Origin of the sequence: Marinigracilibium pacificum, from assembly GCF_012926615.1 — a bacterium.
GTDB classification, from domain to species: domain Bacteria; phylum Bacteroidota; class Bacteroidia; order Cytophagales; family Cyclobacteriaceae; genus Mangrovivirga; species Mangrovivirga pacifica.
Genome location: NZ_JABBNU010000013.1, coordinates 137675 through 146020 on the forward strand (window position 1 = coordinate 137675; position 8346 = coordinate 146020).

Consider the following 8346-nt stretch of genomic DNA (forward strand, 5'->3'; position numbering starts at 1 on the left):
AAAATAAAACTATTTTGTTAGTTTTCAAACTATCGTGTTAGTTTATTGAGAAAGGAAAATATAGCTGATAATATTTGCGCCCATTTGTAGTGCTTTAAGTCTGACACTTTCAGGGTCACCATGTATTGAAGGGTCTTCCCAACCATTACCAAGATCAGATTCGTATGAATAAAATACTACCAGGCGTCCTTCATGGAAAATTCCCAATCCTTGAGCAGGCTTGCCATCATGTTCATGAATTTTAGGAATGCCATTAAAATCAAATTTTTGATGATAAATAGGGTGCTCAAATGGAATGTCTACTAATTCTTTATCTGGAAAAACCTTTTTTAGTTCTAATCTAATGAACTTGTCCAGTCCATAATTATCATCAATATGTAAGAATCCGCCAGAGGTAAGGTAGGATCTTAAGTTTTCTGCTTCAGCATCTGACAATAAAATATTTCCATGACCGGTAAGATAGAGGTAAGGGTATTCAAAAATAGTTTTGCTGCCTATTTCTACATAATCATAATTAGGGTCAATTGATGTTGCCAGGTATTTATTGCAGAACATTGACAGGTTTTTTAGTCCTGTTTTGTTAGCATACCAGTCACCACCTCCATTATACTGCAATTGAGCTAGTTTTAATTGAGCAGTAGCAGTAAATGAAAAAACCAGGAAAAATAAGAAACAAATTGTTTTGCCAGTCAGCTTCATAATTTCAAATCTAATAATTAGGAACATATTTTAATACGTTCTTTTGCTTTATTAAGTGTTGAGGTAAAAGAATAGTTTAATATTCTGGCTTAAGTGGTTATTATAAAATATTTATTTTTTATATATTAATTTAATTATTTTGAATTTCATGTCTTTTATTTTGTGATTTTTAAAATAATTTATAATCTTATTTGTGAAAGTTACCTTTATTTCTTTGTTATAAATGTAATTCTTTCATTATTTGTGATTGCTCATTAACAAAATAAAATTTTAATATGATAATCGGTGCTATCAAGCAGTCTGGTGAAAACCGGATACCTATTGTTCCTGGGATAATTTCGAGTTTTAATAAGTTAGGATTAAATGTATGTGTTGAAAGTGGAGCCGGAGAAAGTGCATTTATTTCAGACTCAGATTTTAAGAATGCAGGAGCAGAAATTATGTCTAAAGAAGATCTTTTGGGTCAGGTGGATATTCTATTGTCAATCAATCCTCTTTCCGGAAGTGAATATGGACTAATGAAAAAAGGTGCTATTGTGGTTTCATCATTCGAACCATTTTCTCCTGATAAAGACTATGTGGATATCGTTAATGATTTCCCCATACATGCTTTATCGTTAGATATGATACCTAGAACTTCCAGAGCTCAGTCAATGGATATTCTTTCGTCAATGGCTTCCCTTGCGGGGTATAAAGCAGTTATAAAAGCTGCAGAACATCTCCCTAAATATTTTCCTATGTTAACTACGGCCGCAGGAACGGTAGCTCCGGCAAAAGTTTTAGTACTTGGAGCGGGTGTTGCAGGACTTCAGGCGATAGCCACTGCTAAGAGATTAGGTGCAGTGGTAGAAGCTTTTGACCTTAGAACTGCAGCAAAAGAAGAAGTAGAAAGTCTGGGAGCGAAATTTGTTGTTGTAGAGGGTGCAAAAGACGATAAAGGTGCTGGTGGATATGCCGTAGAGCAAACAGAAGAATATAAAAAGTTACAGGCGAAGGTAATTGCTGATCATGCAGCTAAGTCTGATGTGGTTATCACAACGGCTTTACTTCGAGGGAAAAAGGCTCCTTTGTTAATTCCTGAGTCTACAATTGTTAGAATGAAATCAGGATCTGTAATCGTTGATCTGGCCTCAGGTGCTGGAGGTAATAGTGATCATTCGGCTGATAATGAGGTTGTTAATTTTAAAGGGGTGACAATTATTGGTGCAGGGAATTTATCAAATGAATTACCTGTTCACGCTTCGGAATTATATGCTAAAAATATTTTGAACTTGCTTAAACTTTTCATCTCAGACGGGAAAATTGATCTGGGAATTGATGATGATATTGTACAGGCTATAAAAATTAAACAAGAAGAATCATGGATGCAATCATCAGTTGGATAGGAGAGAATATACTTTTTATTTATCTCTTAATTTTTGCGATTTATTTGGGTACTGAGATAATTGGAAAGGTACCTGTCGTACTTCACACACCATTAATGTCAGGAGCAAATGCCATATCGGGAGTTGTTGTCATAGGAGGAATTATTCTTGTAAGACTAACACCATCGGATGACTACTTTGGTCTTTTCATCGGATTTTTAGGTATTGCATTCGCTACAATAAATGTGGCAGGTGGCTTTGCAGTTACTCAACGAATGCTTTCAATGTTTAATAAGAAGAAGAAATCATGATATATTCAACCATAACCGACCTCAGTTATTTAATTAGTACAGTTTTCTTTATCATCGGTCTTAAGAGATTGAGTAGCCCTAAAACAGCTACTACAGGAAATGCATTAGCTGCAACCGGTATGATATTGGGAATATTGACTGCTCTTTTTGGTGCTCTTGGTGATGAACCGGTCAATAATTATGGTGTCATTGCGGCTGCATTGGCTATTGGAACAACAATAGGGTTAATTGCAGCTAAGCGTGTTGAAATGACAGCAATGCCAGAACTTGTTTCATTATTTAATGGATTTGGGGGAGCAGGAACTTTGGCCCTAGCAGTAGTTGAGCTTGTAGGTTACCTTACTGATTCAGATGTCTCATTTGGTGCAATTCTGACCGTTTTGTCTGCATTGTTTATTGGCGCTGTTTCGTTTACGGGTTCTCTTGTAGCCTATGGCAAACTTAAAGGGATATGGAATGAAAAGTTGAAAATTCCATATTCGGCATTTTTCAATATTATTCTATTATTGATTGTTGTTGTGTCAATAGTATATTATTCAATTTACCCTTCAACAATTAGTCTGGGTTTTGTAATAGGGTTATCTGCAATTAGTTTGTTGTATGGTGTGTCATTCGTTTCTCCTATTGGAGGAGGAGATATGCCAGTAGTTATATCGTTCCTTAATAGTTTGACGGGAATTGGAGCTGCTCTTGCTGGAATTGTATATGATAACAATGTAATGCTTTTTGGTGGTATCCTTGTGGGTGCTTCAGGGATAATTCTTACTGTTTTAATGTGTAACGCAATGAACAGATCTCTGGCTCAGGTACTGGTCGGAAACTTCGGAGGATCTTCTTCATCAGTAGGAGATGAAGGAGATAAGGTTGTAAAAGAAGTTTCTATGTCAGACCTGGCTGTTCAATTAAAATATGCAAAAAGAGTTTTAGTGGTACCTGGATATGGGCTGGCTGTAGCGCAAGCACAACATGTTTGCAGGGAGCTTGAAGTCTTGCTTGAAAATGAAGGGGTAGAGGTTAACTATGCAATTCACCCTGTAGCAGGAAGAATGCCAGGGCATATGAACGTTTTATTGGCAGAATCTGATGTGCCATATGAAAAGCTATTAGATCTTGAGGAGGCAAACAAATCATTGGATGGAGCTGATGTTGTATTGGTAATTGGTGCCAATGATGTTGTTAATCCGGCTGCTAAAACTGATACAGGTAGCCCGATTTATGGTATGCCAATACTTGAAGTTGAAAATGCTCACCAGGTTGTTGTATTCAAAAGAAGTATGAATACCGGCTATTCAGGTGTTGATAATGCCTTATTCTATAAAGATAAAACCAAGATGTTATTTGGTGATGCTAAAAAGTCACTATCCGGGTTAGTTAAGGAACTTGCTGAAGTTTAAAATGACATAGAGTTGTGAACTGATGGTGGACAAACTAATTCGCTTGTTCACCATCTTTTTTTATTGTTAACTCATTTCTGAAGTTTATATCTCTTTGAGGAAATGGGATCTCAATGTTCTCTTCCTTAAATCTCCTGAATATAGCATAGTATAATTCACTTTGTAGAAATGCAGGCCGGTCTACATATTTGGTAGACCAAACTAGCAAGGTAAAATCTATACTACTGCTACCGTAATCTGTAAATAATAAAAATGGCTCAGGGTTGGATAAGACATTTTCATTCTTATTTGCCTCTTCCAATACGATTTGTTTTACTCTATCCGGATCTTCCTTGTAACTTACTCCTAATGGAACTTTAATTCTTATTCGGCGGTCATTATGCGACCAGTTAATTACCATTTTTGAAATAAATTCTGAATTGGGAACAATAACAATGATGTTGTCATTAGTTCTGATGGTAGTTGCACGGCCACCAATTTTTATAATATCACCAATTATATCTCCAACCTGAACTCTGTCTCCAACTTTGATAGGCTGATCAAAAAGGATGATCATACCAGAAACTATGTTGTCAACTATAGTTTGAAGTCCAAAACCAATACCGACTCCAAGTGCTCCAACTACAATTCCAAGAGTTGTAAAGTTTATACCGAAAGAATTAAGAATTATAAGTGTTCCTAATAGTAAGATGAAAAGTCTGAAAATATAGCCATAGGTCTGTCTGATGCCATATTCAATATTATATCTTGCCATTAACTTATTTACAAGTAGGCTCCTGATTAGGTTAGCTATATAAACAAGAGCAACAAAGCTGAAAATAAGAGACAGAATTGTAATTACCGTAAAATCAGTTTTGCCAAGAGAGAAGATAGTATAAGACAGCACATCAATAAGAGGCTGAAAAAAATCTTTTAATTTTTCAAGTATTTCGTTAAAAGTCATTGATCCTTTCTCCAAAGTAATGAGCTGTCACCGTAGCTCAAAAATCTAAAATTATTTTCTAATGCATAATTGTAAACTTTTTTCCAGTCTTCTCCAATAAATGCAGCTACAAGTAATATTAAAGTTGAGTCTGGCTGGTGAAAATTAGTAATCAAACCATCTGCAAAATGAAATTTATATCCAGGGAAGATAAAGATTTCAGTTTCACCATGAATAACCTCCAGGTTATTTTTTTCCATATAATCCAAAATTGCCCTTAATGAATCCTTTCTGGAAGGGTGTTGACTTTTTTCATAAGCAATTAATTTGGGAATGAAAAAGTCTGTTTGGCCTTCTAATATCTTTGTGCCATACCAATATAAGCTTTCAAGGCTCCTCATAGAAGTTGTTCCTACAGGAATTATTTTACCATTATTGTTTAATAAAGATTCAATGACTTCCTTTTTGAATAAGATTTGTTCTTTGTGCATTGGATGATCCACTGGGTTATCCACTTTAATAGGACTAAAAGTTCCCGCACCAACATGGAGGGTTATAAATTCCTTGCTGATACCCTTTTGTAAAAGCTCGTCAAATACCTGGTTGGTAAAATGCAATCCCGCAGTGGGAGCGGCAACAGCACCGTCTTTTTTTGCATAAACAGTCTGATACCTTGGTACATCCTCTTCTGTAGCGTCTCTGTTTAGGTACGGAGGCAAAGGGACTTGCCCCATATTTTTTACTAAGTCAGCAAAATGGACATTTTCACCCTTCCAGTCAAATTGAACTAATTTTTGATCTCTGTTAACCCAGGAAGCTTCAATTGTAACTGATTCACCATCTACAACAATTTCTCTTTTTAGTATTTCTTCATCTTTCCATTTTCTGGCATTTCCTATCATACAAAGCCATGATACAGGTCCAGTTAATGTCATCGCATCGTCAATCACAGCAGTAGGTTCGTATGGCTGTAAAAGAAAAATTTCAATAATAGCCCCTGTTTCTCTTCTAAAAAGTAGCCTTGCAGGAATTACTTTAGTATTATTAAAGACTAAAGTTGAATCATGTGGAATATTCTCCGGAATGTTTTTAAATATCTCCGTAGAAATTTTACCGGATTGATAGATTAGAAGTTTTGCTTCATCTCTTTTTTCAAGTGGATGTTTAGCTATTTTTTCATCCGGAAGGTTATATGTGTACTTTGATAAATCTACTGAATTCACAACTAATTATTTTTGCAAATATAAAATCGCTATAGTTAAATAATGAGGAAAACAATTTATTGTTTATTCATTTTATGTTTTTCTGTTTGTCTTTTTGGCCAGAATAAGCTCAATTATTGGAATGTACTTTCTGCTGTGACTTTCCAAACAGGTTATTCAAATGGGTCAGATATTCCTTTTGATATCCCTGTCTTTTCTGAAAAGCTTAATGCAATTGATGGTAAAGAAATAGAACTTGAAGGGTATATTTTGCCAGTAGAAGTAGGTAAAAGCGGGCATTATATTTTATCTAAACTTCCATTTAATGTTTGTTATTATTGTGGAGGGGCAGGACCTGAAACAATAGTTGAGATTATATCTGAAAAGGAACTGGAGCCTTTAGAGACTAAAGTTAAAATTTCAGGTACCTTAAAGCTGAATGATCATGATATGAATTATCATATGTATATATTGAATAACTCAAAACTTGTAGAATAAATTAAAAGATTAATAATGAGGAAGCATCTAGCGCTAATTTTTTTATGCCTTTTTACTCTTAGTTCGCAGGCACAGGATGATAAAGAATTTGTTGATTCTATTTTTAAAATATCCCTGACAAAAGGACGAGCCTATGAGGATTTACGGTTCTTGACCAAAAATATTGGCGGACGATTATCTGGTTCACCTGAGGCAGCAGCTGCTGTTGAATATACTCGTCAACAGATGTTAGCATATGGATTTGATTCAGTTTGGTTACAGCCAGTAATGGTTCCACATTGGGTCAGGGGAAATAAACCTGAAATAGCAACAGTGATTTCACAGAGATTTGGTTCAACTTCATTACCTGTTACCGCTTTAGGTAATACTGTGGGAACAGGTAGTCCTGGAGTTACTGCAGGAATAATTGAGTTGAATAGCCTTGAAGAACTTACTAATCTGAAGGAAAAAGACGTAGAAGGGAAAATTGTGTTTTTCAATAGGCCATTTGATGAAACTCTATATAATACCTTTGGTGCATATGGTAAAGCAGTTGATCAAAGAGGAAGCGGACCAGCTGAAGCTGCAAAAAAAGGAGCCTTGGCTGTGATTGTTCGTTCAATGGGTAATAAAATTAATAAGGTTGTACATACCGGAATGACTCGATACCAACCAAATGTACCCAAAATTCCTGCAGTTGCAATTAGTACATATCATTCTGAGCAACTTAGCGAGATGCTCAAGGCTGAACCTGATTTAAAAGTATATATTGAGACACATTGTGCTTTCATGCCCGATAAGCTTTCTTATAATGTGATTGGTCAAATAAACGGTACTGAATTTCCGGATGATTACATTGTAGTTGGAGGTCACCTTGATAGCTGGGATCTTGGAGAAGGTGCACATGATGATGGTGCCGGATGCGTTCAGTCAATTGATGCTTTAAGAGTATTAAAGTTATCGGGGTATAAACCAAGATATTCAATTCGTGCTGTAATGTTTATGAATGAAGAAAACGGTCTGCGTGGTGGTCAAAAATATGCCGAATTGGCCGGTAAATATAATGAAAATCACCTCGCTGCTATTGAATCTGATCGTGGAGGGTTTTCTCCTCGAGGGTTTACTTCAACAGGCACACCAGAACAAAAGGAAATGATAAAAGGTTGGATGCCATTGTTATTGGAGTGGGGTTATTATGATTTTGACAAGCCAGGGGGAGGGGCTGATATATCTCCACTATCTGAGCAGAATACATTACTTATTGGACTCCTTCCTGATTCCCAAAGATATTTTTATATCCACCATACTCCAGCGGATGTTTTTGAATCTGTTAATCAAAGAGAGTTAGAGTTAGGAGTTGGTGGATTAGCTTCTATGTTATATTTGCTGGATAAAAATTTAGAGAAAAAAAATAAAAAATAATTTTCAACTCATTTTATTAATTTGACATATTGTTTATAATTACCGAATAATATATCAGAACTAACCAACTGTTATGGAAAAAAAGCGCATCGTTAAGGATTATGATAAGTTACCTGAGGAGGTAATTAATCTTGTAAAATTGGAATACCCATATGGGTTCGCTGATAATTTGGTTTCATTTACCAATGCTAAAGGCGAAAGAGTGTCAGCTTTGCCTTTTGATACCGACGAAATCTATTATTTGATTCGTATGACCAAAAAAGAAGCAGTTCAAATTATTGAAGACGATGACGATTATGATGAGTTTGGTAATCTTTCTGAGGAATTCATCGATGAGCAGTCTGATGAAAGTGATGATGAAGAAGAGGAAGATGATAGCAGGGATAATTATGATAGTGATGATGATGAATATGATGATGAAGATTAAATAAAAATGATATAAAAAAAAGAGTGGCCATTTTAGAGTGCCCCCAAAAAGTTAGACACTATTTGGGGGCATTTTTATGTTTAAGAGAAAGAAGTACAACTATGAATTTCGATTGAGTTGTGTGCGCT

The 8346-nt window shown here is 35.5% G+C and carries 9 protein-coding genes; 6 read left to right on the forward strand and 3 right to left on the reverse strand.

Features of this window, described 5'->3' with window-relative positions:
- Positions 1-42: 42 nt before the first annotated feature.
- Positions 43-726: a DUF4159 domain-containing protein gene (locus HH304_RS19055; protein WP_271711693.1), complete on the reverse strand. Its 684-nt coding sequence runs from the start codon at positions 724-726 to the stop codon at positions 43-45.
- A 248-nt stretch (positions 727-974) separates the two neighbouring features.
- Between HH304_RS19055 and HH304_RS19060 the strand changes: the two genes are divergently transcribed.
- Genes HH304_RS19060 through HH304_RS19070 form a run of 3 tightly spaced genes read left to right on the forward strand, consistent with a single transcriptional unit; the run spans position 975 to position 3768 of the window.
- Positions 975-2084 (forward strand): NAD(P) transhydrogenase subunit alpha, encoded by a 1110-nt coding sequence (locus HH304_RS19060; protein ID WP_169684882.1) that lies wholly within the window; start codon positions 975-977, stop codon positions 2082-2084.
- On the forward strand, positions 2060-2374 hold the full coding sequence (locus HH304_RS19065) for an NAD(P) transhydrogenase subunit alpha (protein ID WP_169684883.1): 315 nt from the start codon (positions 2060-2062) through the stop codon (positions 2372-2374). Before HH304_RS19060 ends, HH304_RS19065 begins: the two co-directional genes overlap by 25 nt.
- The gene (locus tag HH304_RS19070; protein ID WP_271711694.1) at positions 2371-3768 is read left to right on the forward strand and encodes an NAD(P)(+) transhydrogenase (Re/Si-specific) subunit beta; all 1398 of its coding nucleotides are present in this window, start codon (positions 2371-2373) and stop codon (positions 3766-3768) included. The genes HH304_RS19065 and HH304_RS19070 overlap by 4 nt, the downstream gene beginning before the upstream one ends.
- A gap of 34 nt (positions 3769-3802) precedes the next feature.
- On the opposite strand, the gene HH304_RS19075 is transcribed toward HH304_RS19070, so the two are convergent.
- Entirely contained in the window at positions 3803-4726 is a 924-nt protein-coding gene (locus HH304_RS19075; RefSeq protein WP_271711695.1) for a mechanosensitive ion channel family protein, read from the reverse strand.
- Positions 4708-5913 (reverse strand): S-adenosylmethionine:tRNA ribosyltransferase-isomerase, encoded by a 1206-nt coding sequence (locus HH304_RS19080; protein ID WP_169684884.1) that lies wholly within the window; start codon positions 5911-5913, stop codon positions 4708-4710. The genes HH304_RS19075 and HH304_RS19080 overlap by 19 nt, the downstream gene beginning before the upstream one ends.
- A gap of 42 nt (positions 5914-5955) precedes the next feature.
- Here HH304_RS19080 and HH304_RS19085 point away from each other — a divergent pair, with 42 nt between their 5' ends.
- From HH304_RS19085 to HH304_RS19095, 3 genes are all read left to right on the forward strand, one after another.
- Positions 5956-6390 carry a hypothetical protein gene (locus HH304_RS19085; protein WP_169684885.1) on the forward strand — a complete coding sequence of 145 codons (435 nt, stop codon included), beginning with the start codon at positions 5956-5958 and terminating at the stop codon, positions 6388-6390.
- Positions 6391-6405: 15 nt separating this feature from the next.
- Positions 6406-7791, forward strand: a complete 1386-nt coding sequence (locus HH304_RS19090) for a M28 family peptidase (RefSeq protein ID WP_169684886.1) — start codon at positions 6406-6408, stop codon at positions 7789-7791.
- A 73-nt stretch (positions 7792-7864) separates the two neighbouring features.
- A complete protein-coding gene (locus tag HH304_RS19095; protein ID WP_169684887.1) occupies positions 7865-8218 on the forward strand; it encodes a hypothetical protein in 354 nt (117 codons plus the stop codon).
- Positions 8219-8346: the final 128 nt, after the last annotated feature.

Coding starts and splice junctions, on each gene's coding strand:
- HH304_RS19055 (WP_271711693.1), bottom strand. CDS start 726: ATGTTCCTAATTATTAGATTTGAAATTATGAAGCTGACTGGCAAAACA.
- HH304_RS19060 (WP_169684882.1), top strand. CDS start 975: ATGATAATCGGTGCTATCAAGCAGTCTGGTGAAAACCGGATACCTATT.
- HH304_RS19065 (WP_169684883.1), top strand. CDS start 2,060: ATGGATGCAATCATCAGTTGGATAGGAGAGAATATACTTTTTATTTAT.
- HH304_RS19070 (WP_271711694.1), top strand. CDS start 2,371: ATGATATATTCAACCATAACCGACCTCAGTTATTTAATTAGTACAGTT.
- HH304_RS19085 (WP_169684885.1), top strand. CDS start 5,956: ATGAGGAAAACAATTTATTGTTTATTCATTTTATGTTTTTCTGTTTGT.
- HH304_RS19090 (WP_169684886.1), top strand. CDS start 6,406: ATGAGGAAGCATCTAGCGCTAATTTTTTTATGCCTTTTTACTCTTAGT.
- HH304_RS19095 (WP_169684887.1), top strand. CDS start 7,865: ATGGAAAAAAAGCGCATCGTTAAGGATTATGATAAGTTACCTGAGGAG.